The following is a 25,433-nucleotide window of genomic DNA, read 5'->3' on the forward strand; positions in this document are numbered from 1 at the left end:
AACTGAGTTGCAATAAAGTGTGCCGTTCTCCCGCGTGCGGGTCACTTACGCCTCGTCGACGCGGTCGGCGATCACCGGTCCGCCGCGCCCGCCCACGTGGAGGTCGGACGATCGCCGGCGCTCGAGCGGTCGCGGTCGACGGGAAGTTCGCCGTTCTCCTCGAGCGTCCGGACGCACTCCTCGACGGTGTGGACCTCGTCGCCCTCGGTGCAGGGGGCGACCCAGGCGAGGCCGTCGTCGTCGGAGACGAGCAGCGTCACGAGCGGGACCCGGAGGCGCTCCTCCGTTCGGGGTTCGCCGACCATCGACTGGGTGACGGTGTGCGTACGGAACGCGGGCTCGAGCGAGTAGCCGTACCCGTCGGCCCACGACCGGAGGTCGTCGACGAGGTCGCGGCGGGAGCGCGCGTCGAAGACGTGCCCGCACTCGAGCGGCCACTGCTCGACGTCGACCGCCGCCAGATCGTCGCCCGCGCGCAGTCGCTCGAGCCGGTCGGCGACCTCCTCGACCCGGTCGACCGCCGCGGTCGGCAGCGGGTCGCGGACGACGAGTTCGGCCTGAAGGTGCGGCTGGTCCGTCATCGGCGGCGATGGGACGGTCATTCGATCACGCGCACCGGTAGGTGTACTCGGGCCCGGCGCCGTCGACGTGATCGAGCGAGGAGAGCTTGTTGAGGACGCTCAGTAGCGAGATCTTCGGCATATCGAGGTCGCGTTCGAGTTCCCCGAGCGTCGCGCCGTCGGCGGCGTCGAGGTAGAGGTAGACGAGTTTCGACCGCGGTGATTGCAAGTCGCCGGGTAATCGCCGGGGGTGGGTCGTTTGGGCTGTCATGTTCGGGAACTCGACCCCACACGCGCATTGTTATGGCAATGATACACCGGTGACGTCCGTGCGTTTAACTCGCAGACGCGTCCGGCGGCCGCGCGCTAACCGACGCTTCAGCGGCGTTCGGGAGGGTCGAGTAGGACTCGCTTACGTGGACGAGGGATGTCTGTCGGACCAATCGTCGGTTAGGTGTCCCGACCGCCGAATTCCGCACCTGTCGCCCGTCCCCGATTTTGGATCGACGCTCCCGTGAAATCCTCTATTACCGATCACAAGAGCGTGTTTCCGCTCGAACGCGGATTGACGCGCCCTGATCGACCGAAACCGTTCGGTCGACGCCCCTCCATCGATTCCGGCGTCCCCGACGATCACCGGCCGTCGGCAACGAGCGTCGTCCCGTTCGCTCCACCTTCGAGCGAGCACTCGAGGCCCGCGTCCATCGACTCGAGCAGCGCGAGGCCCGCCTCGACGTGCTCGGTGACCGCGGGGATGCGAACCCGGCCGCCGGCCAGCGCGAGCAGGACGAGGAACTGATCGGCCGCGTGTCGGTCGACGGACGCGTCGCCCTCGAGGAACCGGAGCGCGGCGTCGGCAGCCTCCTCGCCAACTCGCTCCGCTCGCTTTCCGGGCTCACCGAGGGCGGAACATCCGGCGATGACGGACGGATGGGAATCGCCTCCGGCGCTCGAACCGCCCTCGCCGTCGCTCGAGGCGTCGTCGGCGTCGACGTTCGAGGCGTCGTCGGCGACGCTCTCACCGCCCTCGCTGGCGGTCGTCCCCTCGAGTCGGATCACCACGGCCGTGCCGGGACAGGGGCTCGCGACCGTCGTCTCGCGCCGTTCGCGGAGTTCGAGGTCGGTCCGCCGGTCCCCTCGTTCGATTCGGAGCGTCGGCTCCGACGAGGAGAGCGCCGATCGGTCGAGTCCGCCGTCCGAGAGTCGCTCGAGCGCCCCTTCGACCTGCCGTCTCGCGACGTCGTTGCCGGCGAGGCCGGACGACTGGACGGAGTAGATCCGCAGGCCGTCGATCGGGCCTCGAGCGTCGAGGGCGACCGGCTCGAGGGTCGACGGCGCGAGGCGGAGCGTGGCCCGGCCGCCGCCTTCGGGGTGGAAGCCGCGCCGGTGGACCTCGCAGGTCGCCACGAGTCCGAACCGACGGACGAGCGGGAGTTTGACTCGCCGGAAGTAGTCCATCGGCGGCGACCAGGCCACGTCGGTCCCTCCGGTGGCCGTCACCGACAACGGCGACTCGAGGGCGGTCGCGAGCGGGAGCAGGGCCTCGAACAGCAGCGTGACGCTCCCGGCGGTCCCGATGTCGACGGCGTAGGAGCCGCCGGGGATCGCCCCGGGATCGGAAGCCGTCGCGTCGGCGGTCGGATCGAACTCGATCGTCTCGGCGCCGACCGCCGCGCCGGACACATCGGCGTCCGCGACCGCGGCCATCGTCTCGAGGGCGGCAAGGTGCTGGGGGCGCAGCCCCGGCGTCGAGCGGTCGCCCCGGACGTTCTCGACCCGGATCGGCTCCCCCTCGAGGACCGAGAGGGCGAGGGCCGTCCGGAGGTACTGTCCGCCGGCGCTCGAGCCGTCGAGCGTGTGCATGTTCGACGGTATCGCGCGGACCACGAAAGGGCTGTTCGGTCCCGTTCGGCCCCTCGGGCGCGGACCGCGATCCGGTCCTTCGGCCCGTTCGAACTCGAGCCACGAACGGGCCGTCCGGCACGCTCGAGGACGCACGAAAGCGAGACGCCCCCCTTACCGGTTCGTGAACCTTTTCGGTGGTTCGTCGGCGATTCGGGGGGTGTGTTCGCGCGCGTTCGATCCGACGTGCTGGTCCGGCGGTGGGTGCTCTGGGGGGCCCTCGGCGTGCTGTACGTCCTCGTGAACCTCAACCGACTATCGACGGCCGTCCTCTCGGAGGATCTGATGGCGTCGTTCGGGACGACGGCGACGCAACTCGGGACCCTCCACGCGGTCTTCTTCTGGGTGTACGCGGTGATGCAGATCCCCACGGGGGTCCTCGCCGACCGCTTCGGCCCCCGACGGACGGCGACCGCAGGCGGGCTGACGATGAACGTCGGCGCCGTCCTCTTCGCGTACTCGAGTTCGTACGCGGGGGCGCTGGTCGGGCGGGGGCTGGTCGGCCTCGGCGCGAGCGTGATCTTCGTCTGCATCCTGCGCTTTTGCGCGAGCTGGTTCCGGGCCGACGAGTTCGGCTTCACGAGCGGGCTCACGTTCGCCGTCTCGGGGCTGGGCGGCGTGCTCGCGACGACGCCGCTGGCCGTCGCGGCCGAGGGCCTCGGCTGGCAGCGGACGATCGGCGCCCTGGGCGCGTTCGGACTCGTCGCCACCGTCGCGGTCTACGCCTTCGTCCGGGACTCGCCGGAACGGGCCGGTTTCGAACCGCTCGAGGGCGTTCCCGAGGATTCGCCGGTGACGGTCGCCGACCTCCGGGGGTACCTGGGGACGATCCTGCGCGACCGGTTGACGTGGGTCGTCGGGCTCATGCTGTTTTGCACGACCGGGACCAACCTCACCCTCTTCGGCCTCTGGGGCGTCCCCTACGTGGCCCAGACGTACGACGTCTCGGTCACCCACGCCTCCACCTACACGCTGCTGGGGAGCATCGGCGTGATGATCGGCCCGCCGGCGCTGGGCCGGCTCTCCGACCGACTCGGCCAGCGAACTCTGCCGATGGTCGTCGGCGGCGTCTGTTACGTCCTCGCGCTCGGGACCGTCGCCGTCTTCGGCGACCCGCCGCTCCCGGTCGTCGGGGTCGTCTTCTTCGTGGCGGGCGTCCTCATCGGCGCGTTCGTCCTGAGCTACGCCGTCGTCCAGGAGCGCCACCCGACCGACGCGAGCGGCATCTCGACGGGCACGATCAACGGCGCGGCCTTCTTCGGGGCCGCCTTCCTCCCGACGCTCATGGGTCGGGCCATCGACCGGTACTGGACCGGCGAGGTCGTCGGCGGCGTCCGCGTCTACGAGCCGATGGGCTACCGGCTGGCGTTCGCCATCGCGACGGCAGCGGGCGCCATCGCGCTGTGCTGTGCGCTCTGGCTCTACGCTCACGGCGAGGGTGGGGGAGACACCGAGGGCGAACCCGAATCCGACGTCGACGCCGAACCGGGACGGTCGCCGAACTAGCCGCCGTGGCCGGGGTAATCCCGCTCGAACCGGTCTTCGATCTCCCCCTCGTCCAGGTGGACGATCACCGGCCGCCCGTGCGGGCAGGCGTAGGGGCTCTCGCAGTCGTCGAGCGCGCGGAGCAGGTCGACCACCGACCCCTCCGTCAGCGACGTGTTTCCGGTGATCGACGGGTAGCAGGCGAGGTCGCCGAGGAACTCGTCCGCGAGCGCGTCGACCGTTTCCGCGCCCGAGTCGCGGTCGCCCTCGACGAACGACGCGAGGACGTCCCGGAGCGCGTCTGGCTCGAGCGTCTCCGCGAGCACGGCCGGCACGGTCGTCACGGCCACGGTGCGGTCGTCGACCCGGTCGGCGTAAAAGCCCAGCCGTGAGAGCGCCTCGCGGTAGTGGGTGAACGTCTCGGCCTCGACGGCGGTCAACTCGAGTTCGACGGGCGAGGCGAGCGCCTGCGCGGTCGCGTCGTCGGCGAACGCCTCCCGGAGGCGCTCGTAGTTCACCCGCTCGTCCGCGGCGTGCTGGTCGACCAGCGCGAGGCCGTCGGGCGTCTCGCAGACGAGGTAGGTGTCGTGGAGCTGTCCGAGCACCCGCAGCGGCGGTAGCGAATCGAACTCGGTCTCGCGGTCGCCCGCGGCCGCCTCCCCCTCGAGCGTTCGCTGCTCGGTCCGGCCCGCGAACTTACGCGCCCGCTCGCGTTCGGCGGATTCTCCGCGTTCGTCGGTCGACGATCGCCGACCCCGATCCGTCGGCGTACTCGAGTCGTCAGGACCGCTCGATTCGTCCGGTGCGCTCGATTCGTCCGGTGCGCTCGAGGCGTTCGACGCGCCACGGGCGAGGGGGTCGCTCCGCTCCGCGCTCGCGTTCGCGTCGGATTCCGGGCCGATCGATCCGGTCGATTCAGTCGGTGAGGCCGAACCGGACGCGGTCTCACGGACTCCGTCGGGACCCGAGTCGACGCCTCCCGCGTCCGCAGCGTCGTCGGCCACCGTAGCGGCCTCAGATTCCGATTCGGACGCGGCGCCGTCTCGAGTCGCCGTCGACCGACCGGGGGTCGGATCTGCGCCTGCGGATCCTGCGTCGGCGGTCGGCCCGTCGTTCGGTACGCTCGAGTCGTCTGCGCCGGTTCGGCTCGACGCGGAGCCGTCGCCTTCGGAGCCGCTCGAGCGGGATTCGGAACTTCGTTCGGGATCAACCCGCGCTTCGTCAGGGGCCGACCGCCCCCTGGGGGCGCGCGAGCGGAGCAGCCCGTGCTCGAGCAGGGCCGCCTCGACGGCGGCGTCGACCTGCCGACGGACCGAATCGTCGTCGTCGAACCGCACCTCGCGCTTCCGGGGGTGGACGTTCACGTCCACGGCGTCGCCCGGAACGTCGAGGAAGAGCACCACGAACGGGTAGCGGTCGCCGCCCAGTTGCGTCCCGTAGGCGCCCATGATCCCCTCGCGGATCGCGCCGGCGGTGACCGCTCGGCCGTTGACGTACGTCGCGAGGTACTCCCGGCTCGAGCGGTTGGTCTCGGGGTGGGAGACGAGGCCCGAAACCGACTCGAGGGGGCCCGGCGGGAGGTCGTCGCCGTCGACCTCGACCGGGATCATCGCTCGAGCGACCTGGCGGCCGTAGACCGACAGCACCGCCGCCTGCAGGTCGCCCTGCCCGGTCGTGGCGAACACCTCGCGGCCGTCGTGGGTGAGCGAGACGGCCACGTCGGGGTTCGCGAGCGCGTAGCGGGTCACGACGCGGTTGACGTGGGCGAACTCCGTCGCCGTCGTCTTCAAGAACTTCCTGCGGGCGGGCGTGTTGTAGAAGAGGTCCGTCACGTCCACCGTCGTCCCCGCCGGGCAGCCCGCGGGTTGGACGGAGACGGCCTCGCCGCCTTCGTAGACGAGTTCCGTACCCGCACCCCCGTCCGCGCCGCTCGAGCCGCCCTCCGCGTCGCTTCGGGGCCGGGATCGGATCGTCATCCTCGAGACCGATCCGATCGTGTGCAGCGCCTCCCCCCGGAAGCCCAGCGTCGCCACGCCCGACTCGAGGTCCTCGAGGTCGCGGATCTTGCTCGTCGTGTGCTGGCGGACGGCCGCCCGGAGGTCCGCCTCGGTCATCCCGCGCCCGTCGTCGGCGACGCACAGGCGATCGATCCCGCCGTTCTCGACGGTGACGTCGATCCGCGTCGCGTCGGCGTCGAGGCTGTTCTCGACGAGTTCCTTGACGGCGCTCGCGGGCCGTTCGACCACCTCGCCGGCGGCGATCCGGGCGACGGTGTCCTCGTCCAGTCGGTGAATCGTCGTCCCGTCAGTCTGCGCGTCGTCCGTCATCGCGGGGTCTCCCTCCACGGAGCCGATTCGATCCGGCCGGTCGTTCCGCGCGCTCGAGTCTCGTTCACTGTCACCCTAGGTCGCGGGGACCGTGAAAGAAGTTACGTCGTTCCGCCTTCGGGAGTCGACCCGCCGACCGACGCCTGGCGAGCCGCCGTCGGCGGCTCGTTCGCGGACCACCCTCGTTCGCCCGGACGAGTCAGCGCTCGAGCAGTCCGTCGACCGCCTCCTCGATCGCCGCGCGTCCGTCGTCGGGCACCTCGACCAGCGGCGGACGGACGGCGTCCGAGGGGATGACGTCGCGGTGTGCGAGCGCCGTCTTGGTCGCCGGTGCGAACCCGTAGGTCGCGCAGGACTCGAACAGCCGGGACACGGCGTCCTGCAACTGGGCTCCCCGGTCGTCGCCGGCCGTCTCGTACAGTTCGCCGTACGCCTCCGGAACCGCGTTCGACAGGGCGTTTACCCCGCCGTCGGCGCCCATCCGGAGCGCGGGGACGAGCAGCGCGTCGTAGCCCTGCAGCATCAGGAAGTCGTCGGGGGTTCGCCGCATCGCCGACAGGAAATACTCGAGGTCGCCGCTCGAGTCCTTCAGCCCGATCACGTTCTCGCAGGCGGCGACCGCCTCGAGGGTCTCTGGTTCGATCCGCCGGCCGGTGTAGACCGGGATGTTGTAGAGCAGGAGCGGCAGCGGAGATCGATCGGCGACCCACTCGAAGAACGCCCGATTCCCGTCGGGGTCGTTCGCGGCGTGGAAGTACGGCGGCGTGACGACCGCGGCGTCGGCGCCCGCGTCGGCGGCCTCCTCGGCGTACGAGACCGCCTCGGCGACGCTCGTGGCGGCCGCGCCGGCGAGCACCGGCACGTCGCGGTCGCCGCGCTCGACGCGGTCGACGGTCAGTTCGACCAGGCGAATCCGCTCCTCGGGCGCGAGGCTAGCGAACTCGCCGGTCGTTCCGCACGGGAAGAGCCCGTCGATGCCGCCTTCGAGGAGGAAGTCGACGAGGTCGCCGTACGCCGCTTCGTCGATTTCGCGCTCGTTCGGGTTCGCGCTCGAGTCGGGGTCGAACGGCGTGACGATCGGACAGGTGATTCCGCGGAGTGCCTCCTGCAGGTCCATACGGGGTAGTTTCCGAGCGGACCCAAAATTCGTTCGCTCGTTCGCTCGTCGGCCGCCGTCGGCTCGAGTGCGAGTACATCGCGGGCGCTCGAGCCGCCGAGGGGATGCGGGCGATCCGTCCGACGGGATGCTGGCGTTCCACCCGGACGGACGCGGACCATCCGAACGGGAGGTCGTAATACGCTCGAGGATGAACGTTCGCGCGAGACCATATGGACCTACAGATAGACGGCAACGCGGCCCTGGTAACGGCATCGTCGAGCGGCCTCGGGAAGGCCTCCGCGAAGGCGCTCGCCCGCGAGGGCGCGAACGTCGTGATCAACGGTCGCGACGAGGACCGACTCGAGGACGCGAGAGCCGAGATCGAGGCCGTCGCGACGGGCGAGGTCGTCACCCAACCCGGTGACCTCACGAACGCCGACGATATCGAAGCGCTCGTCGAGACGACCGTCGACGAATTCGGCGGGATCGACCACCTCGTGACGAGCGCGGGCGGCCCGCCGTCCGGCCCGTTCCTCGAGACCGACGACGAGGACTGGTACCACGCCTACGACCTCCTCGTGATGAGCGTCGTTCGGCTCGCGCGCGAGGCGGCGCCCCACCTCCGCGAGGGCGACGGCGGCACGATCGTCACCATCACCTCCCGGAGCGTCAAAGAGGCCATCGACAGCCTCGTCCTGTCGAACTCGGTCCGCATGAGCGTCATCGGCCTCGAGAAGACCCTCTCGAAGGAGTTCGCCCCGGAGGTGCGCGCGAACGCCGTCCTCCCGGGCGCCCACGAGACCGCGCGGATCCGCGAACTCGTCGACCAGGCCGTCGACCGCGGCGACTACGACTCCTACGAGGAGGGCCTCGACGACTGGGGCGCGGGTGTGCCCCTCGAGCGCATCGGCGACCCGATGGAACTCGGGAACACGGTGGCGTTCCTCAGTTCGCCGCTGTCGGGGTACGTCAACGGCGCGGCGATTCCGATCGACGGCGGATCGGGGGCGTCGAACCTCTAGTTCCTACTCCGCGACCGTCGTCGCTCGGCTCCGGAGCTCGAACCGGGCGACGACGACGATGGACGCGGCGAGCACCAGCACGACGCCGACGAGGGCGAACGCGACGGCGGTCGACCGCGCGTCGATCACCGCGCCGAGGACCGCCGGGCTGACCACCGCGCCCAGCGAGAGGCCGGTGAAGAAGAAGCCGAAGCGCTTGCCGGCCGTCCCCGGATCGACGAAGGAGTTGGCGAACGTGTCGCGGGCCGGCAGCGCGGTCCCCATCGCCAGGCCGACGATCGAGAACACCGCGAGGGCGACGGCGAGCGAGGCGCCGGAGACTGCGGCAGTCGCGAACCAGAGGCAGGCGGCGGAGAGGCAGAACGCGCCGACGATGATCGGCTCGAACCGCACGCGGTCGGCGAGGACCCCGCCGACGAGGACGCCGACGGCCGTGCAGACGAGGTACGCCGTCAGGACCGTGTTGGCCGTCGACTCGGCGAAGCCGTAGGACTCGATGGCGAACACGGTCGCGAACGACTGCACTCCCACGATCGCCGTCATGCTGGCGAAGTAGAACGCGAACACGAGCAACATGTCCGGTCGGCGGACGAGCGAGAGCGCGCCGAACGGCGAGGCGCCGCTCGAGTCTTCGTCGGATCCGTCGTCGACCCCCTTCTCGCCGTCCTCGGCGGCGTCGGACGCGATGCGACGGGCGTGGACCGGCGCCGTCGTCAGGTGCAACGCGGCGGCGTAGACGAACCCGAACGCGCCGACGGCGAGGAGGGCGATCTCCCAGCCGAATCTGAGTCCCGCACCGCCGATCACGACGGGCGCGGCCGCGGAGCCGGCGAATCCGCCGAAGGTGTGGACGCCGAAGGCGAGCCCCTCGGCGTCGTCGCCGGCGACGGTGTCCAACAGCGCGTAGTCCGCGGGGTGAAAGACCGACTGGCCGATTCCCGAGACGAACGCGCACGCCAGGAGGAGCGGGTAGGACGTCGCCAGCCCGGCGAGCGCGATGCCGAGGGCCGTGACGGCGATCCCGGCGACGAGCACCCGCTTCGCTCCGACGCGGTCGACGAGATCGCCGAGGGGGAGTTGCAGGACCAGTTGGGGCACGTAGATCGCGGTCACCAGGAGTCCGAGCTGCGACGTCGAGAGGTCGAACTCGGCGCCGAGCAGGGGGAACAGCGGCGGAAACGCCAGCAGGTAAACGTGGGAGACGAAGTGGCCCCCGGAGACCATCCCCAGGACGAATTTCGTATCGCTCCGTCCGACGGGTCGAATCGAGCGCGTCATCGCCGGCCCGGAGGCCGACCGGTCGAACCGGCCTCCAGTCGCCCCCATCGTCGCCTCGCTGACCCGATTCTCCGCGATTTCGTCATCTACCGACCACTCTCGAGCACCGGGCCTTTCTATCCGTCGGTCGCGGTTCGAGAGTGGCGGACGAGCGATGGTACATCGGTATTCCCTCGTCCGAAGCCTCCCGATCGGCGGGCGGATCGCGGACCAGGTCGAGCACTCGAGAACGCGGTCGAGCCGGTCGAATCAGCGTTCGGCTTCCTCCTCGCCGTCGCCCTCGAGTCGGCGCTGCCACTGCTGGACCTTCGCGATCAGTTCGATCGGCGGCGTCGTGTTGACGTCCACGGACCCGAGATCATCGAGCACCGCCTCCGTCTCGGGGTCGAGCGCCTCCTCGGGGTTCGCCTCCGCCGCGTTCGCCGTCCCGCCGTCGGCGTTCGCCGGCCCGCGGAACTGGCCGCTCGAGAGGTCGAACACCGTCTGGACGGGTTCGCTCGAGGTCCCGCCCTTGGCCTCGATCGCCTTCTCCTCGCGCAGGCGGTCGAGGACGTCCCGGGCGCGGTCGACGACCGGGTCGGGGACGCCCGCGAGGTCGGCGACGTGAATGCCGTAGCTGCGGTCGGTCGCCCCCTCGCGCACGGTGCGGAGGAAGGTGACGTCGCCGTCGCGCTCGTCGGCCGCGACGTGGACGTTCGCCACGCGGGGGAGGTGGTCGGCCAGCCCCGTCAGTTCGTGGTAGTGTGTGGCGAAGAGCGTCTTCGCGCGGATCTCGTTGTGCAGATACTCCGTGGCGGCCCAGGCGATGGAGATGCCGTCGTAGGTCGCGGTGCCGCGGCCCACCTCGTCCAGAATCACCAGCGACTCCTCGGTCGCGGCGTGGAGGATGTTGGAGAGTTCGCTCATCTCGACCATGAACGTCGAGCGCCCCTGGGCGAGTTCGTCGAGCGCGCCGACGCGGGTGAAGATGCCGTCGACGAGGCCGATCTCGGCCTCGCGGGCGGGGACGAAGCTGCCGACCTGGGCCAGCAGGACGATGCAGGCGACCTGGCGCATGTACGTCGACTTCCCGGACATGTTGGGGCCCGTGACGACGAGGAACGTCCGGTCGTCGTCGAGGCGGACGTCGTTCGGGACGAACTCCGTCGTCTGCTCCACGACGGGGTGGCGCCCCTGATCGATCTCGAGGCGAGCTCCCCGGTGCAACTCCGGTTTCACCCACCGGTTCTCCGCCGCGTGAGTCGCGAGGCTGGCGAGCGCGTCGACCGTCGCGAGCGTCCGGCCGACGTCTTGCAACAGTTCCGCGCGTCCCGCCACCTCCTCGCGCAGTTCGGAGAAGAGTTCGTACTCGAGTTCGCCGCGCTGTTCCTCGAGCCTGAGGATCTCCCGTTCTTTCTCCTCGAGTTCGGGCGTCGTGAAGCGCTTGGAGTTCTTCAGCGTCTTGATCTCCTCGTAGTGGTCGGGGACGCCGTCGGCGGCCGACCGTCCCACCTGGACGTAGTAGCCGTCGGTCTTGTTCCGGTCGACGCTGACGTGGGAGAGTCCGTGCTGGCGCTTCTCCCGGTCGGCGAGCGTCTCGAGCCACCGCTTCACCTCCTCGTGGCGCTCGATTACCTCGTCGAGTTCCTCGTGAAAGCCGCGCTGCAGGAGGCCGCCCCGTCGCACCGTCGAGGGCGGCTCCTCGGCCAGCGCCTCCGCGAGCGTCTCCCGGAGGTCGGCCGCCGCGGTCCGGTCAGGTCGGTCGACGATCTCCGATAGCGGCGAGTCGGCCAGTTCCTGATCCGCGTCGATCGCTTCCGCGAGGGACGGGAGGAGTCCGAGGGTGTCCCGCACCGCCAGCAAGTCCCGGGCGTCCGCGCTCCCCGAGGTCGCCTTCGAGGCGAGTCGCTCGAGGTCGTAGGCGTCCCCCAGCAGGTCCTGGATCTCGTCCCGGGCGAGAGCGGCCGACGCGAGGGCTTCGACGCTGCGCTGGCGCTCTTCGAGCGCCGAGAGGGAGCGGCGGGGTCGCTGGAGCCACTCCTTCAGGAGGCGCGCGCCGGCGCTCGTCTTCGTGTGGTCGATCGTCTCGAACAGCGACCCCTTCCGGTCGCCGTGCATCGTCTCCGTGAGCTCGAGGTTGCGCTGAGTGGTCGCGTCGAGGGTGACGTGGTCGTCCCCGTGGTGGGTCTGAATCCGGGTCATCGAGGCGAGGACGCCCGCGCCCGTCTCCGCGACGTAGGCGAGGATCGCACCCGCGGCCGAGACGGCCTGGGCCGAGACCTCGAGGCGGTCGACGATTTCTCGGCCGTACTGCTCGCGGACGACGTGTTCGGCCCGCTTGGGGGCGAACGCCTCGGCGTCGAACAGCGACACGGTGGCGTCGACGCGCTCGCGGACGCGGCTCACGAGTTCGTCGTCGTTGCGCACGTCGGGGCCGGGGAGCACCTCGACGGGGTCGAACCGGTAGAGTTCGGAGAGGGCCTCGTCGGCGTCCTCGGCGTCGGTCACGAGGAACCGACCGGTGGTCACGTCGGCGAACGCGAGGCCGTAGCCGGCGTCGCTCGTCGACCCCGAAAGCCGGCGGCGACCCGACGTCGAGGCGGCGACGATCGCCGCGAGGTACTGGGCGTCGGCGTCGGTCGTCTCGAGGAGGGTGCCGGGCGTGACGACGCGGACGATTTCGCGGGCGTGGCCGTCGTCGGTCTCGTACTGGTCGGCGACGGCGACCCGGTAGCCGCGCTCGACGAGCGCCTTGAGGTACGGGGTGAGTTCGTTCAGGGGGACGCCGGCCATCGGGTAGGCCTGGCCCTGCGACGACTTGGAGGTCACCTTCAGGTCGAGCTCCTCGCCGACGAGTTCGGCGTCGTCGCCGAAGAACTCGTAGAAGTCGCCACACTGCATCGCCAGCACGTCGGCGTCCGTCTCGGCTTTCAGCGAGAGAAACTCCCCGACGATACCCGTCGCCTCGGTCATACGCGGTGAGTGGCCCCCCACCGCAAAAATCCTGCGGGTTCCGCGGTGAAACTGGTCGGCGACGATCCCGGACGTATCAGACGGGCGTACGTTACCGTCTTCTCCGCTCCCGCGAAACTATCCGCGATGAACGCAGATGATGTGGAGACGACCCCGATCGACATCCTGCTGGTCGAGCCGAGCCCGGGGGACACCCGCCTCTTCACGGAGGGGCTCAAGGAGGGCAAACTCCTGAACTCGGTCCGCGCCGTGGCGGACGCCCAGACGGCCCTCGACGTCCTGCACCGCCGCGGCGAGTACGAGGACGCGTCGCGACCGGACCTGATCCTGCTCGAGCCGAAGCTCCCCGGATCGAGCGGGATGGACCTGCTCGAGGACCTCGAGGACGAGCCGGCGCTGCGGGAGATCCCCGTGGTCGTACTCACGAGTTCCGACGTCGGCGAGGAGATCGTGAAGTCGCGGGGACCGGAGGCCGACTGCTACATCCGGAAACCGGTCGACGTCGACCAGTTCGTCTCCTTCGTCCAGTCGCTCGAGGAGTTCTGGGTGACGATCGTCCGCGAAACGCCGGCGGAGTGATCGGCGGTTCGCGGGCGACGACGCTCGAGGGGAACCCGCCCGGTCATCGGAATCGTTATGAAATTTCGCGTCACCTGATAGCACGATGCACGTACCAGACTACGGCGTGGCGGGGAAGACCGCCATCGTCACCGGCGCGAGTCAGGGGATCGGACGCTCCATCGCGGAGACGCTCGCCGCTTCCGGCGCGAACGTCGCCATCTGCTCGCGCGCCCAGGAGCGAGTCGACCCCGTCGCCGAGGCGATCAACGAGAGCGACGCCGAGGGGAAGGCGTTCGCCCTCGAGTGCAACGTCCGCGACCGCGAGGCCGTCCGGGAGTTCGTCGACGCGACGGTCGAAGAGTTCGGCGGTATCGACGTCCTCGTGAACAACGCCGGCGGCGAGTTCGTCGCGCCGTTCGAGGAGATCTCCGAGAACGGCTGGAACGCCATCATCGATTTGAACCTGAACGGCACGGTCCACTGCACCCAGCTCACCGGCGAGGTCATGCGCGAGGGCGACGGCGGCTGTATCGTCAACCTCTCGAGCGTGAACGGCCAGCACGCCGCGCCCGGCGAGAGCCACTACGGCGCCGCGAAGGCGGCGATCATCCGCCTGACCGAGACGCTGGCGGTCGAGTGGGCCGAGTACGGCATTCGGGTGAACTGCGTCGCGCCGGGGCTGATCCAGACTCCCGGCGTCGCCGAGACGCTCGGCATCGAGGCCGAGGACATGCCTCCGCGCGAGGAGGTGAACCGCCGGATCGGCCACGGCGAGGACATCGCCGACGTCGTCCAGTTCCTCGCCAGCCCCGCCGCGGCGTTCCTGACCGGCGAGACGGTGACCGTCAAGGGCGTCCCACGGCCGGGCAACTCCCAGTCGCACGACCTGGGACTCGAGTGAACCCTCGCCGGACGGGGGTTCTCCGCTCGAGGACCCGCGCCGTCGCGGTGACGTTCGACGGGCGGCGGCGCGTCGATCCGAATGTGACGCGTCGTGGACCGCTACCGACGGTAGTAACCGCGTGTTGATGGAAGTACACGCGATGCTACTCGAGCATCCCGACGAACGCAGGCACTGTCGCTATCTCGGCGAGACGGCTACGGCCCGGTGAGGATAATCATGAGCGACACGCCAACTGACACGGAGACGAACCGCGCGACCGGAACCGATCGCGATCTGAACACGCTCAACACGGACGCGATGCAGTGGGTGAGCGGGCTCGCCGCCCTGATCGGGCTCTACGTCGTCGCCTCGCCGTTCCTCTTCGAGGCGACGGATCAGGCGACCTGGAACGACACGCTCGTGGGGACGGGAATCTTCCTGCTCGCGGGGTACAACTTCTACCGGATGTCGAAGGATAAGCTCGCGAGCGTCGGCGTGGCCTCGCTCGCCGTCCTGCTCGGGCTGTGGTTGCTCATCTCGCCGGCCGTAATCGAGATGGGAAGCGACGAACTCGCGACGGGCACCGCCCTCTCGGGCCTGGCCGTCGCCGCGCTCTCGGGGTACGCCGCCTACGCGAACAGCAAGGCGGACGCGCCCGAGGCCGCCCCGGCACGGGCCGGAACGCGCTGAGTCGGACCGCCGCGCTCGGTCGGAACCGATCGCGATAGCCCGGAACCGCGACTTCGTTTTCTCGAGTTAGAACAGCACGCCCCCGAGGGGCACCTCCCGGGACGGCTCCACCAGCACGGGGTGGCCGTCCTCGTCCGGGACGCCGACGGTCAGCGCCTCCGATTTGAACCCGGCGATCCGGACCGACCCGAGGTTCGTCGCACATAGTACCTGTTTCCCGGGTAACTCCTCGGGGTCGTGGGCGTACCCCAGTTGCGCCGCCGACTGGACCTCGCCTTCCTCGCCGAGGTCGATCCACAGTTTGACCATCTTCGGCTTGTCCGTCTCCGGAAACGCTTCGGCTTCGAGGACCTCTCCGACGCGAATCTCGACGTCGAACGGACTGTCGACCATGGAGGCGGTGACGGAGGACGAATACAAAAATCCAGTCGTCCCGGAACCGCGCGTTCCCTCACCGCCGCGACTCGAGGACCTCCTCGAGCGTCAGGACGCGCTCGGCGAGCGTCTCCGCGTTCGCGGCGACGATCTTCGTCAGCGGTTCCTTGCCCACGGCGCCCCGGTCGATCACCGCGACGGGTGTCGGATCGGCGCCCTCGAACGCCTGCCGGGCGCCCCACCCCATCGTCCGACCTTCTTCGCTCGCGACGTCGTCAGGTTCGGCCTCGCGGTCGTACTCGGCCACCGGCCACTCGAGGTCGGAGAGGGCCGACTCGACGTCGCCGTCGAACCGGCAGTTGACCGCGAAGCGCAGGTCGGGGTCGTACTCGCGCGCCGCGAGCAGGAAGCGGGCCATGTGGCTCGACGCGCCGAATCGGACGCCGCGGTTCGGGTGGACGCCCGAGAGCGTCCGGGTGATCCGCCCGTCGACGGCCGCGACGTCGTCGACGCGCTCGGCGAACGGCGTCGCGCCGGCGACGTTCGTGCCGACCTCGGGGACCAGCGCCGAGATATCCTCGGCGACGAACCGGTCGACGACCGACTGGACCGCTTCGGCCGTCGCCGCTCGAGCCTCGCGGTTCCGCGCGTCGACGTCGTGATTGACCGCCCCGGGCCCCTCCCCGACGTCGTAGTGGTACCGAACCGCGCGCTCGAGGAAACCCGTCGCGCCCTCGACGGCGGACCCGAGGTCGTCCCCGCGGGCGAGGCGAGCGGCGATGGCGGCCGCGAGCGCACAGCCAGAACCGTGGGTCGCGTCGGTGTCGACCCGCGGGTGCTCGAACGTCGTCACCCCGTCGGCGGTCACGAGCGCGTCCGACACCCGCTCGCCGGGGACGTGCCCGCCCTTGACCAGCGCCGCCTCGGCGCCGAAATCGAGCAGGGCCTCGCCGGCCTCCTCGGCGCTCTCGTCGTCCTCGACGGCGATCCCCGTCAGCACCTCGGCCTCGTCGGCGTTGGGCGTCACGACAGTCGCCTCCGCGATCAGGTCCTCGTAGGCTCGCTCGGCCTCCGGCTCGAGCAGTCGATCGCCGGAGGTGGCGACCATGACGGGGTCGACCACGAGCGGGAAGTCGAACGCGGGCGCTCGATCGGCCACCAGTCGGACGAGCTCCGCGGTTGCGAGCATCCCCGTCTTCGCCGCGCCGACCTCGAAGTCGTCGGTCACCGCCTCGAGCTGGGCCTCAACGTCGTCTCTCGGGAGGACGTGCGAGCCGGAGACGCCGCGGGTGTTCTGGGCCGTCACGGCCGAGATCACCGACGTCCCGAAGACGCCGTGGGCGCCCATCGTCGCCAGGTCGGCCTGGATACCGGCCCCGCCGCCGGAGTCGCTGCCGGCGATCGTGAGCGCGACCGGCCGCTCGTCGGGTGCTGGGGTTCTCATACGCTCACGTATACCGCTGTTGTACAAATCGGTGATGGTCTCGTACCCGATGGGGAGACGGTCCGGGAGGGACGACCGTCGGGTTCGAAGGCACGACGAGCGCGCGCCGGCGTATCCGCAGCGTTCCGGCGGAACCCGTCGACTGAACCTCGATTGTCTCCGCCCGCGGAGCCTCGATCGCCCCCGCCGGGGGGATTCCTAGCTCGCGTCCGAGAGCCTCGCGTACGCCTCCCACGAGGGGTCGACGCGGGGGTGCTCGAGTCGCTCCCCCTCCGCGTACACGCCCGACCCGGACTCGACGCGGCCGATTTCCGCGGCGGCGGTCCCGCGGTCCTCGAGGGCCTCCAGGACGTCGTCGACGCCGTCGGGGTCGACGGCGATCACGAGCGAACCACAACTGGTCGCCGCCCAGGGGTCGATCTCGAGGGCGGCACAGATTTCGCGGACGCCGGGGCGCATCGGGACGGCGTCGCGGTCGACCTCGAACCGGACGCCCGCGCCGGCGGCCATCTCGTTGAGCGCGCCGGCGAGCCCGCCCTCGGTCACGTCGTGCATCGCGGTCACCGGCCCGGCGGCCGCCGCCGCGAGCGCGTCGCGCACGCAGAAGACGTCCTCGAGGCGATCCTGGGCGCGCTCGAGGTCGCCCTCCGAAACGCCGAGATCGTCGGCGAGTCGATCGGGGAAGAGAGTGCTTAGGAGGCCGACGGACTCGACGGCGGGGCCCTCGGTCAGCAGGAGTCGGTCGCCGACGCGGGCGCCGTCGGGGCGGACGAGGTCGTCGGGATCGCCGACGCCAATGGCGGTCGCCGCGCCGACCCAGGGATAGGCGGAATCGGAGTAGCGGGCGGTGTGGCCCGTCACGATGGCGACGCCGAGGTCGAGACACTCCTCGTGCATCGTCGACTGGATCGTCGCGAACGCCTCGTCGGTCACCTCCGGGGGGAGGGTGAAACAGAGCGAGAGGTGCGACGGGGGAATCCCGCTGACGGCGACGTCGGCGAGCACGAGGTCGAGGGCGAACCTGGCGGCGCGCTCGAGGCCCAGCGGCGGGAGGATCGAGAGCGGATCGGTCGCCGTCACGACGGTGCGGTCGCCGACCTCGAAGACGCCGAAGTCGACGCCGGCGCGGGGGCCGAGACGGACGTCGTCGCGGTCCGCGCCGAGGTTCGACGCGACGTGCCGGTCGAACGTGGTCGGATCGATCTTTCCGAGGTGACTCACGGGTAGCAGTCATCGGTCCCGCGGAGACCTTCAGCGTACTGATTCGTTCCGGGCGAGCCTGTTCTCGCCCCTCAGTTTCCCGCTCGAGAACGAGGTGGCACGCACCGGGTCGCCGACGCCGACCCACGGAACGGGCGTCCTGCTCGCGACGCAGATCGAAACCGAAGACGGAGCCCGAGGCGCGATCAGGCCGACTGCTGGGTCGGCTTCGGAGCGGTCTCGACCGTGACGGTGAGCACGCCGTTGTTGTAGATCGCCTCGCGCTCGCCGTCGAAGACGTGGGTGTCGGTGGGCGGTGAGACGACCCGTTCGAAGACGTCGTCGTCGTGGTCGAAGGAGATGCGCACGACGTTCGGGCCGACCGAGACCGTCACGTCGTCGGCCCCGACGGGGGAGACGTCGAGGACGATCGAGAGCGTTTCGACGGCGGAGTCGTACGAGAGTTGCGTGGGGATCGACTGCGGTTCGGAGCGGCTGGAGGAGGGCATTCCGTAGGAGCGGGTCGCACCGATTCCGGAAAGCGTTCGGCCTGTACGGGTGAACGAGTTATGCCGGGAACGGCGTGCTCGAACCGGGCGAGGTGCCCGCGACGAGTGGGCTTTTTCACCGCGCCCGCCCAACGCGGGACGATGACCGCACGCTGGGGCGAACTGTTCGACCGGGCCGAGGCGTACGACGTGTCGCTCGAGACGATCCGTCGGGAACTCGAGACCGTCGCGGGCGACGACGCTCGAGGGGACGACGAGTCCGGAGGTGACGAGTCCGGGGGTGACGAGTCCGGGGGTACCGAGACCGGGGGTGTCGACGGTGTCTGAGCCCGACCGCTCTCAGCGACGGGGTGAACGCGACCGCCCGAACCCGGCTCACGTGGTCGCCGACGCCGACGTCCTCGTCGCGGACCTGCTCGTCGGTGGCGACGCCCGCGAGGCGCTCGACCACGTCCGGCGCCACTCGTGGGTCGACCTCGTCGCGAGCGATCCGCTGCTCGAGCGAACCGAAACCCTCGTCGCGAGGCTCGCCGATCCCGACCTCGCGGCCGACCACTGCGAGCGACTCGAGGACGAGCGCGTCCGCGTCGAACACCCCGAGGGGGACCACCCCGCGCTGGCGTCGGCCTATCGGGGGAACGCGGCGCACCTGCTCACGTACGACGAGGCGCTCGGGTCTGCCCAGGCGGGACTGTCGCTGCAGGCCCGCGTCTCGGTGAGCGTCCGCCCGCCGGACGCCTTCGCCCGGCTGTTCGATCCCGAGAGCCTCTACGAGGCGCTCGCGGCGGACGCGGAGAACGGAGGCGAGGGCGGGGCGTACCCCGGACCCGATCGGGACCCTCGAGCGTGAACGCAACCCGTATCGTAACCGCTCGATCTCAATCGTTCTGCTCGGCGTACCACTCCGCGAACTTCGCGAGCGCCCGGCCGCGGTGTGAGATGGCGTTTTTCTCCTCGGTGCTCATCTCGGCCATCGTCGTCCCGTTGTACTCGAAGATCGGGTCGTAGCCGAACCCGCCCTCGCCCCGCGGCGCGACGAGCGTCCCGGCGACCGATCCCTCGAACGTCTCGGTCCCCTCCTCGTCGGCGTAGGCGAGCACCGTCCGGAAGTGCGCCCGGCGGTTCTCCTCCCCGCTGGCAAGCCGCCAGAGGCGCTCGACGCCGACCGTGTCCTCGACGTAGGCCGAGTACGGCCCCGGGAAGCCCCCGAGCGCGTCCACGAACAGCCCCGCGTCGTCCACGAGGACCGGTTCGTCCCCGCCCAGCCCCTCGAACGCCTCGCGCGCGCCCACGGCGGCGATCTCCTCGAGCGAGTCGCTCTGGATTTCGGTGTAATCGTAGGTCACCTGCTCGACCGGTTCGATCCCCTCTAGCGAGGCCCGCGCCTCCCTGACTTTGCCCTCGTTGCTCGTCACGAACTGGATGGCCATGGCTCGTTCTCGTTCGAGGGGGCGTCCGGCGGCGGTAAATTCCCGTCGGTGTTGCCTTGAGCGGCGTAGAAGATACCTCCATTCGGCATCCCACCAGACGATAACACCACGAAAGCCCCTGGCGCGCTCGGCTGTTCTGGCTCGCTGTCGTTCGAGAGAGCTTCGCTCTCTCGTGATGACGAAAGACGCGTAGCGTCTTTCGAACCACGCTCCTCGCTCGCTCTGCTCGCTGTGGTGCTTGCTTCGCCGGAACGGCCGAGCGCACCAGCCCCTTTCATTTCCACCCGTGTCGGCTGTCCGTACGGCCACCGCGGGTGGGAATGAAAGGGGCTGGCGGCATCCGGGAAGATGGGCGAAGTAAGCACGTGACCGTTAGGGAACGCGCGCAGCGAGCCTCTCGACTGGATGCCGCCAGGGGCTTTCGTGGTGATACTCGTTCGGTAAGCGAACTCGAGACCGTATTCGACCAGTTCCGGGCGTGAACCTGTGTTGCTCGAATCCAGCCGCAACGATGAACCGCGTCCGAGCGCCACTTCCGGAACGGATACGCTTTATCCGCCGGCACTCGAGAGGGTGGATAGATAGCAGATGAGCGACCGGCCCCGCATCCTCCTCACCAACGACGACGGCATCGACGCCCCCGGGATCCGCGCGCTGTACGACAGCCTCTCCGAGATCGGGGAGGTGCGCGTGCTGGCCCCCGCGGAGAACCAGAGCGCGGTGGGGCGCTCGCTCACCTACGGGCGGACGGCCAACGACCGGGGTGACATCTCGCTCGGGTTCGCGGACGAGGCGTTCGCCGTGCCCGTGCCCCACGAGGAGCACGAACTGGGCTACGCCATCGACGGCACCCCATGCGACTGCGTCATCGTCGGCCTCCACGCCTTCGACCCCGCGCCGGACGTCGTCGTCTCGGGCTGCAATCCGGGCGCGAACCTCGGCGCGTACGTCCTCTCCCGATCCGGCACCGCGAGCGCCGCGATGGAAGCCGCCTTCCTCGGCACCCCCGCCGTGGCCGTCTCGATGGACAAACTGGGCTACCGGGGGGAGCTCACCGTCGACTCGTTCGAGGAACCCGCGACGCTCGCCGCCGACCTCCTCGAGTACGCGATCGATCGCGACGTCTTCTCGAGCGTCGATTATCTGAACGTCAACGCACCCCGTCCGGACGTTGCGGCCGAGGGGCTCGAGCTCACGCGCCCCTCCGAGGTCTACGAGATGGACGCCAACTTCGAGAACGGCGCGTTCAGCCTCCACAACCGCCTCTGGGAGCAGATGGCGGGCGACTCGATCCCCGACGAACCGGGCACCGACCGCCGGGCGATCAAGGAGGGCCGGATCAGCCTCTCGCCGCTCGAGGCGCCCTACCGACCGACGAGCCACGAGGCGCTCGAGCGCTTCGTCGATGAGTACGACGGAGCCGTCGACCGATACTAACGGCGCCGCCGATTGATGCCGACGGAGCCGTCTACCAATGCCGACGGAGCCGCCACCCGATACCGCCGAACGACCGGTTCTCGACCCATCTGACCCCCGATTTCATACTCGAGGAGGACGTATCTCGTCCCGTGAAAACGGGCCACCGATTTGCGATCGCGGGCGGGTTCGTCGTCCTCTCCGCCGTCGTGAGCGCCCTCGCTGCACCGGAACTGCCCGATCGGATCGTCACGCACTGGAACGCCGCTGGCGAGCCAGACGGGACCATGGCGAAGGGGCCGGCGCTCGTCCTGTTGCCCGGTCTCTCGGCCCTGTCGCTGGCGCTCTTCGCCGTTCTCCCGCGAATCGATCCCCTCGGGGAGAACGTCGCGGCGTTTCGCCCGTCCTACGACTGGTTCGTCGTGATCGTCGCCGCGTTCTTCGCGCTCCTCCACGGCGGCATCGTCGCGTTCAACCTCGGCTACGAGGTCGACGTCACCCTCCTCGTCGTCGGCTCGCTCGCCGTCCTGTTCTACTCTCTCGGAATCCTGCTCGAGCGGGCGGAACCGAACTGGTTCGTCGGCATTCGGACCCCGTGGACGCTCAGCGACGAGGCGGTCTGGAACCGAACCCACCGACTCGGCGCTCGACTGTTCAAACTCACCGCCCTGCTCGCGGCGCTCGGACTCTTCGTACCCGACTACGCCGTCTATTTCGTCCTCGTCCCCGTTCTGGCGACCGCCGTCGTCACGCTCGCCTACTCCTACTACCTCTACGAGCGCCTCGAGCGCGGCGGTGAACCGGCCGGCGACTCGGATTCGGTCGGCTAGCGGCGGTTCGGAGACCGGCGCGGCGGCTCGCCCCAGCTCGAGTCGTGAGAAGCGGATCGCAGTCAGTCGTCGCCGTCGTCGTCGACGATGACCTCGACCGGTTCGTCGTCGGACCGCTCCGCCTGGTCGGCCTTGCTCCGCTCCTGCTGCCAGAGCAGGCCGCCGGCGACTGCGACGACGATCCACGAGCGCCAGTTGGCGAGGTTCAACGTGTAGCCGACGCCGAAGGGTTTCTCGACGAGCATGCCCTCGCCCGGCTGCCAGTACGCCGAGAGCATTCGGCCCAGACTCGGTCGTTCGAAGTTGTACGGCACTCCGAGAATCTCTCCGGATGTCGGCTTTTCTGCCATGCGTGACCGTACGGTCCCCCGTACTAAGAGTATTGTGTGCTCGAGTCGCTCGCAGAGAGTGCTCGCTTCGTTGTCGATCGGCCGCCTCGAGTCCTCGGCCCGGGAGGGGCCCTCCGTCGATTCCGCCGGCCGACGGGCGACTAGCCGTTCACCGGCGGTCCGAACGCCGGCCGGCACCGGGGACGCGATCAGCCGTCGAACAGCGCGTCGACCAGTTTCGCCTGGCCCCGCTGGATGTGTTCCGCCGCGGTCGCCGTAGCGCACTCGAGTTCGCGGGCGACGTCCTCGGTCGTCGCCGCCCGCGGCACGTCGTAGTAGCCGAGCGCGAGCGCCGTCTCGATCGCCTCCCGCTGGCGCTCGGTGAGTCGTCCGATCGCGCCCTCGGTGGCGACCGCCTCTCCCCCGACCGCCTCGATCGTCACCCCGACGCCTTCTGGGACGCCGCCGACGGCGGCCTGGATGTCCGCGTCGGTCCCGACGATGGTGAAGGTGTTCGTGCCGTCGGCGTTGCACTCGATCGGCGGGACGGTCATCAGACTGCCCCGCGTGAAGTTCTCGAACAGCGACCTGGCGGCCGCGGAGACGGTCCCCTCGAAAAAGCAGTGACACTCCCGGTCGGTGATCGGGAGGAACTCGGAGGCGCGGACGTTCTCGCGCCCCTCGAGTTCGCCCTCGAACCGCCGGTAGTCCCCACGGATCCGCAGCAGGAACGCCGTCGGCGGGGTAGCGACGTTCCAGTTCAGAATGTGCACTCGCTCGAGGTACGACGCGCCGCCGGCGAGCAGCCTGTAGATCGGCGGGGCGTAGTCGCCGGCGGGGGCGAGGGTGATGCGGACGCGCTTCATCGGTCGCGTGCGGTGCGTACGGTCGACCGGATATTATAAACCGGGGCGAAATATTCGCCGGAAACGGTTCCTCTCGCTCCCCCGTGGAACCACGCATGCGGCGAAACGTCGGCGGTTACGATCGAATCGTTCGCGGCGTGGCGGGCACCTGGCTCCTCGCCGTCGGAATCGCGGCGTACCTGGACGGACAGCGCGAGCGGGCGGCCGTCGGCGTGATCGCCGGGTCCGGACTCCTGTTCAACGCGATATTCCGCTTTTGTGGCGGGAACCTGCTGCTCGGGATCGACACGACCGACGGCGGGCCTGACTCGGACTCCTGTCGCGTCGAGTAGCGAGAGGTCGGGTGCGCGGGGAAGCGGACTGCGGCCAGCGACTCGCGGCGATCAGGCCTCGTCGGTAACGTACCGACCTCGCCCCTCCACGTCCTCGAGCCGTCGCAGGACGCGCTCCTCGCCGACCTCGCGGTACCCCTCGCGGAACGCCTCGCGCAGCGGGTCGGGATCCGCGGCCGTCCCGACGAGGCTCTGGTCGAAGACGTGCAGGTCCACCGCGTAGTCCTCGACGTGGTCGGTGTGGTAGCCGAGGCCGAAGTCGATGAGGTAGGTGCGCTCCGGGTCCCGCTCGCGGACGTCGTCCGCTCGCTCGTTCCGGGACGCAACGCGTCCCGCACACTCGACCCGCACGTTCCGCGTCGTCGGGTCCCCGTGGACGAACCCCGCTCGGTGGAGCCGCGCGAGGTGGCGCCCCACGTCCCGAACCCGATCCGGAGTCAGCGCCCCCCGAAGTTCGGACTCGCCGACGTACTCGAGTTCGAGGCGCGCTTCCGTCGAGTCCACGTCCGAGAGCACCGGCGTCGGAACGCCCTCGCGCCGGGCGAGGCTCGTCAGGCGCGCCTCGAGCGTCGTCCGCTCCCGGCGAAGTCGCTCGTCCAGTTCGGGGTGCCGGTAGCGCTTCGGTTGGCGGCGCTTGGTGACGCGGCCGCGTTCGGGCTCGAGGTCGACCAGCGCTTCCGCGCCGCGGATCTCGTCCTCGTCGGCTCGAGCGATCTTCGGGTCGTCGCCGCTCGCGGGTCGGTTCCCTCCCCGCTCGCCGTTCCGAGGCGCGACGCGCCTCGCCCTCCACGAAACGGGGACCTGATCCGGCCTGAAGTCCGGGTTCACCCGCGACTCCTCGAGCGCGAGCGTGTCGCCCGTGCGGTACATCTTCGCGCCGAGGACGGCGATCATGCCGGCGTTGTCCCGCAGGAAGCGGGGGTCCGGCGCGTGGAACTGCGCCCCTCGAGCCTCGCACATCTCCGCCAGCATCTCGCGCAGGCGGGCGTTCTGGCCGACGCCGCCGCCGAGGACGAGTTCGTCGCTGCCGGTCAGCGAAAGGGCCCGCTCGGACACCTCGGTGAGCATCCCGAAGACGTTCTCCTGGAGGGAGTAACAGACGTCCTCGACGGGCACGCCGTCGTCGTAGGCCTGCTTCGCCGCGGACATGATCCCCGAGAAGGAGAAGTCCATCCCCTTGACGACGTAGGGGAGGTCGACGTACTCGCCGTCTTTCGCGGCCTCCTCCACCTTCGGCCCGCCGGGGTGGGACCAGCCGACGTGGCGGGTGAACTTGTCGATGGCGTTCCCGACGCCGGTGTCCATCGTCTCGCCCAGCACGCGGTAGCGGCCGTTGCGGAACGCCAGCAGGTGGGCGTTCGCGCCGCTGGCGTTCAGACAGACGGGGTTCGAAAAGCCGGAGGTGTGCCGGCCGATCTCGAGGTGGGCCACCATGTGGTTCACGCCGACGAGGGGCACCTCGAGCGACTGGCTCAGCGCCCGGGCTGCCGTTCCGACGACGCGCAGGCACGGGCCCAGTCCGGGACCGCGGGAGAAGGCGACGGCGTCGACCGGCGGTTCGTCCGGACTCCCACCCGCTTCGCGGTGGCGTTCACGGGCGACCTCGAGGGCGGTTCCGACGACGCGGGGGATCGCGTCGTGCATGTGCTCGGCGGCCTCGCGGGGGTGGATGCCGCCGCTGTCCGGCTGGTAGGCGTCGGTCTCGATGAAGACCGCCTCCGCGTCACCGGGGGCGCCGGACGCCGCCTCGAGCGCCGAGTCGTACACCGCGGCGCTTGCAGCCCAGGCGGTCCCCTCGATGCCGAGGATTCGAACGTCGTCCGCACCCTCCTCGATCCCGGCGCCCCCGCTGTCCTCGCGTCGGGGCCGCTCACCTGCGTCGGTTTCGTCGCTCTCGGTCACGGGATCTACCGGGGTGAAAAACCGCGTCGGTCGGCAGAACG

General features: G+C 70.0%; 25 protein-coding genes. 10 read left to right on the plus strand and 15 right to left on the minus strand.

The features are described from left to right. Positions 1 to 71 precede the first annotated feature (71 nt). The 3 genes from RJT68_RS02850 to RJT68_RS02860 all read right to left on the minus strand — a co-directional run bounded on the left by RJT68_RS02850 (position 72) and on the right by RJT68_RS02860 (position 2,423). Complete coding sequence (locus RJT68_RS02850) at positions 72 to 602, minus strand: HTH domain-containing protein (RefSeq protein WP_407038873.1); 531 nt, start codon at positions 600 to 602, stop codon at positions 72 to 74. Between the two features lie 4 nt (positions 603 to 606). Beyond that, positions 607 to 831 (minus strand): MarR family transcriptional regulator, encoded by a 225-nt coding sequence (locus tag RJT68_RS02855; protein ID WP_407038874.1) that lies wholly within the window; start codon positions 829 to 831, stop codon positions 607 to 609. A 362-nt stretch (positions 832 to 1,193) separates the two neighbouring features. Continuing rightward, on the minus strand, positions 1,194 to 2,423 hold the full coding sequence (locus tag RJT68_RS02860; RefSeq protein WP_407038875.1) for an RNA 3'-terminal phosphate cyclase: 1,230 nt from the start codon (positions 2,421 to 2,423) through the stop codon (positions 1,194 to 1,196). A gap of 201 nt (positions 2,424 to 2,624) precedes the next feature. Between RJT68_RS02860 and RJT68_RS02865 the strand changes: the two genes are divergently transcribed. Then, complete coding sequence (locus RJT68_RS02865; RefSeq protein ID WP_407038876.1) at positions 2,625 to 3,968, plus strand: MFS transporter; 1,344 nt, start codon at positions 2,625 to 2,627, stop codon at positions 3,966 to 3,968. Here the strand turns inward: RJT68_RS02865 and mutL are convergent. Beyond that, positions 3,965 to 6,274, minus strand: coding sequence for a DNA mismatch repair endonuclease MutL (gene mutL / locus RJT68_RS02870; RefSeq protein WP_407038877.1), 2,310 nt, complete (start codon positions 6,272 to 6,274; stop codon positions 3,965 to 3,967). The two genes, RJT68_RS02865 and mutL, sit on opposite strands and share 4 nt — an antisense overlap. Positions 6,275 to 6,473: 199 nt before the next feature. Continuing rightward, positions 6,474 to 7,391 (minus strand): dihydrodipicolinate synthase family protein, encoded by a 918-nt coding sequence (locus RJT68_RS02875; RefSeq protein WP_407038878.1) that lies wholly within the window; start codon positions 7,389 to 7,391, stop codon positions 6,474 to 6,476. Positions 7,392 to 7,603: 212 nt separating this feature from the next. On the opposite strand from RJT68_RS02875, the gene RJT68_RS02880 reads away from it, so the two are divergent. Continuing rightward, entirely contained in the window at positions 7,604 to 8,395 is a 792-nt protein-coding gene (locus RJT68_RS02880) for an SDR family oxidoreductase (protein ID WP_407038879.1), read from the plus strand. A 3-nt stretch (positions 8,396 to 8,398) separates the two neighbouring features. Here RJT68_RS02880 and RJT68_RS02885 read toward each other — a convergent pair whose 3' ends face one another. Together RJT68_RS02885 and mutS are read right to left on the minus strand one after the other, a co-directional pair. Next, positions 8,399 to 9,721: an MFS transporter gene (locus RJT68_RS02885; protein WP_407038880.1), complete on the minus strand. Its 1,323-nt coding sequence runs from the start codon at positions 9,719 to 9,721 to the stop codon at positions 8,399 to 8,401. Positions 9,722 to 9,922: 201 nt separating this feature from the next. Beyond that, positions 9,923 to 12,625, minus strand: a complete 2,703-nt coding sequence (gene mutS, locus RJT68_RS02890) for a DNA mismatch repair protein MutS (RefSeq protein ID WP_407038881.1) — start codon at positions 12,623 to 12,625, stop codon at positions 9,923 to 9,925. A gap of 126 nt (positions 12,626 to 12,751) precedes the next feature. Here mutS and RJT68_RS02895 point away from each other — a divergent pair, with 126 nt between their 5' ends. The 3 genes from RJT68_RS02895 to RJT68_RS02905 all read left to right on the plus strand — a co-directional run bounded on the left by RJT68_RS02895 (position 12,752) and on the right by RJT68_RS02905 (position 14,759). After that, positions 12,752 to 13,204 carry a response regulator gene (locus RJT68_RS02895; protein ID WP_407038882.1) on the plus strand — a complete coding sequence of 151 codons (453 nt, stop codon included), beginning with the start codon at positions 12,752 to 12,754 and terminating at the stop codon, positions 13,202 to 13,204. 85 nt (positions 13,205 to 13,289) lie between these two features. Next, a complete protein-coding gene (locus RJT68_RS02900; protein ID WP_407038883.1) occupies positions 13,290 to 14,087 on the plus strand; it encodes an SDR family NAD(P)-dependent oxidoreductase in 798 nt (265 codons plus the stop codon). Between the two features lie 219 nt (positions 14,088 to 14,306). Next, complete coding sequence (locus RJT68_RS02905) at positions 14,307 to 14,759, plus strand: SPW repeat domain-containing protein (RefSeq protein ID WP_407038884.1); 453 nt, start codon at positions 14,307 to 14,309, stop codon at positions 14,757 to 14,759. A gap of 66 nt (positions 14,760 to 14,825) precedes the next feature. Here RJT68_RS02905 and RJT68_RS02910 read toward each other — a convergent pair whose 3' ends face one another. From RJT68_RS02910 to RJT68_RS02925, 4 genes are all read right to left on the minus strand, one after another. Beyond that, positions 14,826 to 15,152, minus strand: a complete 327-nt coding sequence (locus RJT68_RS02910; RefSeq protein WP_407038885.1) for a tRNA-binding protein — start codon at positions 15,150 to 15,152, stop codon at positions 14,826 to 14,828. 58 nt (positions 15,153 to 15,210) lie between these two features. Continuing rightward, positions 15,211 to 16,578 (minus strand): bifunctional hydroxymethylpyrimidine kinase/phosphomethylpyrimidine kinase, encoded by a 1,368-nt coding sequence (thiD, locus tag RJT68_RS02915; protein WP_407038886.1) that lies wholly within the window; start codon positions 16,576 to 16,578, stop codon positions 15,211 to 15,213. 198 nt (positions 16,579 to 16,776) lie between these two features. Further along, entirely contained in the window at positions 16,777 to 17,799 is a 1,023-nt protein-coding gene (locus RJT68_RS02920; RefSeq protein ID WP_407038887.1) for an AIR synthase family protein, read from the minus strand. Positions 17,800 to 17,984: 185 nt separating this feature from the next. Next, the gene (locus tag RJT68_RS02925; RefSeq protein ID WP_407038888.1) at positions 17,985 to 18,287 is read right to left on the minus strand and encodes an Hsp20/alpha crystallin family protein; all 303 of its coding nucleotides are present in this window, start codon (positions 18,285 to 18,287) and stop codon (positions 17,985 to 17,987) included. A gap of 141 nt (positions 18,288 to 18,428) precedes the next feature. On the opposite strand from RJT68_RS02925, the gene RJT68_RS02930 reads away from it, so the two are divergent. Next, entirely contained in the window at positions 18,429 to 18,614 is a 186-nt protein-coding gene (locus RJT68_RS02930; RefSeq protein WP_407038889.1) for a hypothetical protein, read from the plus strand. After that, positions 18,607 to 19,137 carry a DUF7384 family protein gene (locus RJT68_RS02935; RefSeq protein ID WP_407038890.1) on the plus strand — a complete coding sequence of 177 codons (531 nt, stop codon included), beginning with the start codon at positions 18,607 to 18,609 and terminating at the stop codon, positions 19,135 to 19,137. Before RJT68_RS02930 ends, RJT68_RS02935 begins: the two co-directional genes overlap by 8 nt. Positions 19,138 to 19,165: 28 nt before the next feature. Here the strand turns inward: RJT68_RS02935 and RJT68_RS02940 are convergent, their stop codons facing one another. Then, positions 19,166 to 19,717 (minus strand): XTP/dITP diphosphatase, encoded by a 552-nt coding sequence (locus tag RJT68_RS02940; protein WP_407038891.1) that lies wholly within the window; start codon positions 19,715 to 19,717, stop codon positions 19,166 to 19,168. Positions 19,718 to 20,305: 588 nt separating this feature from the next. On the opposite strand from RJT68_RS02940, the gene surE reads away from it, so the two are divergent. Then, positions 20,306 to 21,154 (plus strand): 5'/3'-nucleotidase SurE, encoded by an 849-nt coding sequence (gene surE, locus RJT68_RS02945; RefSeq protein WP_407038892.1) that lies wholly within the window; start codon positions 20,306 to 20,308, stop codon positions 21,152 to 21,154. A 131-nt stretch (positions 21,155 to 21,285) separates the two neighbouring features. Next, positions 21,286 to 21,963: an SdpI family protein gene (locus tag RJT68_RS02950; protein ID WP_407038893.1), complete on the plus strand. Its 678-nt coding sequence runs from the start codon at positions 21,286 to 21,288 to the stop codon at positions 21,961 to 21,963. Positions 21,964 to 22,025: 62 nt separating this feature from the next. Here RJT68_RS02950 and RJT68_RS02955 read toward each other — a convergent pair whose 3' ends face one another. Together RJT68_RS02955 and RJT68_RS02960 are read right to left on the minus strand one after the other, a co-directional pair. Next, positions 22,026 to 22,313, minus strand: a complete 288-nt coding sequence (locus RJT68_RS02955; protein WP_407038894.1) for a DUF5808 domain-containing protein — start codon at positions 22,311 to 22,313, stop codon at positions 22,026 to 22,028. Positions 22,314 to 22,501: 188 nt separating this feature from the next. Continuing rightward, entirely contained in the window at positions 22,502 to 23,158 is a 657-nt protein-coding gene (locus RJT68_RS02960) for a helix-turn-helix domain-containing protein (RefSeq protein ID WP_407038895.1), read from the minus strand. Between the two features lie 95 nt (positions 23,159 to 23,253). On the opposite strand from RJT68_RS02960, the gene RJT68_RS02965 reads away from it, so the two are divergent. Next, complete coding sequence (locus RJT68_RS02965) at positions 23,254 to 23,490, plus strand: YgaP family membrane protein (protein WP_407038896.1); 237 nt, start codon at positions 23,254 to 23,256, stop codon at positions 23,488 to 23,490. Between the two features lie 51 nt (positions 23,491 to 23,541). Here the strand turns inward: RJT68_RS02965 and RJT68_RS02970 are convergent, their stop codons facing one another. After that, entirely contained in the window at positions 23,542 to 25,326 is a 1,785-nt protein-coding gene (locus RJT68_RS02970) for a bifunctional N(6)-L-threonylcarbamoyladenine synthase/serine/threonine protein kinase (RefSeq protein ID WP_455196259.1), read from the minus strand. Positions 25,327 to 25,433 lie beyond the last annotated feature (107 nt).

The organism is Halovalidus salilacus, assembly GCF_031852275.1.
GTDB lineage: Archaea > Halobacteriota > Halobacteria > Halobacteriales > Natrialbaceae > Halovalidus > Halovalidus salilacus.

Excerpts from the sequence above, each read along its gene's own strand:
- RJT68_RS02960 (WP_407038895.1), bottom strand. The coding sequence starts at position 23,158 with ATGAAGCGCGTCCGCATCACCCTCGCCCCCGCCGGCGACTACGCCCCG.
- RJT68_RS02965 (WP_407038896.1), top strand. The coding sequence starts at position 23,254 with ATGCGGCGAAACGTCGGCGGTTACGATCGAATCGTTCGCGGCGTGGCG.
- RJT68_RS02895 (WP_407038882.1), top strand. The coding sequence starts at position 12,752 with ATGAACGCAGATGATGTGGAGACGACCCCGATCGACATCCTGCTGGTC.
- thiD (WP_407038886.1), bottom strand. The coding sequence starts at position 16,578 with ATGAGAACCCCAGCACCCGACGAGCGGCCGGTCGCGCTCACGATCGCC.
- mutS (WP_407038881.1), bottom strand. The coding sequence starts at position 12,625 with ATGACCGAGGCGACGGGTATCGTCGGGGAGTTTCTCTCGCTGAAAGCC.
- RJT68_RS02900 (WP_407038883.1), top strand. The coding sequence starts at position 13,290 with ATGCACGTACCAGACTACGGCGTGGCGGGGAAGACCGCCATCGTCACC.
- mutL (WP_407038877.1), bottom strand. The coding sequence starts at position 6,274 with ATGACGGACGACGCGCAGACTGACGGGACGACGATTCACCGACTGGAC.
- RJT68_RS02885 (WP_407038880.1), bottom strand. The coding sequence starts at position 9,721 with ATGGGGGCGACTGGAGGCCGGTTCGACCGGTCGGCCTCCGGGCCGGCG.
- RJT68_RS02855 (WP_407038874.1), bottom strand. The coding sequence starts at position 831 with ATGACAGCCCAAACGACCCACCCCCGGCGATTACCCGGCGACTTGCAA.
- RJT68_RS02930 (WP_407038889.1), top strand. The coding sequence starts at position 18,429 with ATGACCGCACGCTGGGGCGAACTGTTCGACCGGGCCGAGGCGTACGAC.
- RJT68_RS02850 (WP_407038873.1), bottom strand. The coding sequence starts at position 602 with ATGACCGTCCCATCGCCGCCGATGACGGACCAGCCGCACCTTCAGGCC.
- RJT68_RS02905 (WP_407038884.1), top strand. The coding sequence starts at position 14,307 with ATGAGCGACACGCCAACTGACACGGAGACGAACCGCGCGACCGGAACC.
- RJT68_RS02925 (WP_407038888.1), bottom strand. The coding sequence starts at position 18,287 with ATGCCCTCCTCCAGCCGCTCCGAACCGCAGTCGATCCCCACGCAACTC.
- surE (WP_407038892.1), top strand. The coding sequence starts at position 20,306 with ATGAGCGACCGGCCCCGCATCCTCCTCACCAACGACGACGGCATCGAC.
- RJT68_RS02860 (WP_407038875.1), bottom strand. The coding sequence starts at position 2,423 with ATGCACACGCTCGACGGCTCGAGCGCCGGCGGACAGTACCTCCGGACG.
- RJT68_RS02940 (WP_407038891.1), bottom strand. The coding sequence starts at position 19,717 with ATGGCCATCCAGTTCGTGACGAGCAACGAGGGCAAAGTCAGGGAGGCG.
- RJT68_RS02955 (WP_407038894.1), bottom strand. The coding sequence starts at position 22,313 with ATGGCAGAAAAGCCGACATCCGGAGAGATTCTCGGAGTGCCGTACAAC.
- RJT68_RS02880 (WP_407038879.1), top strand. The coding sequence starts at position 7,604 with ATGGACCTACAGATAGACGGCAACGCGGCCCTGGTAACGGCATCGTCG.
- RJT68_RS02910 (WP_407038885.1), bottom strand. The coding sequence starts at position 15,152 with ATGGTCGACAGTCCGTTCGACGTCGAGATTCGCGTCGGAGAGGTCCTC.
- RJT68_RS02875 (WP_407038878.1), bottom strand. The coding sequence starts at position 7,391 with ATGGACCTGCAGGAGGCACTCCGCGGAATCACCTGTCCGATCGTCACG.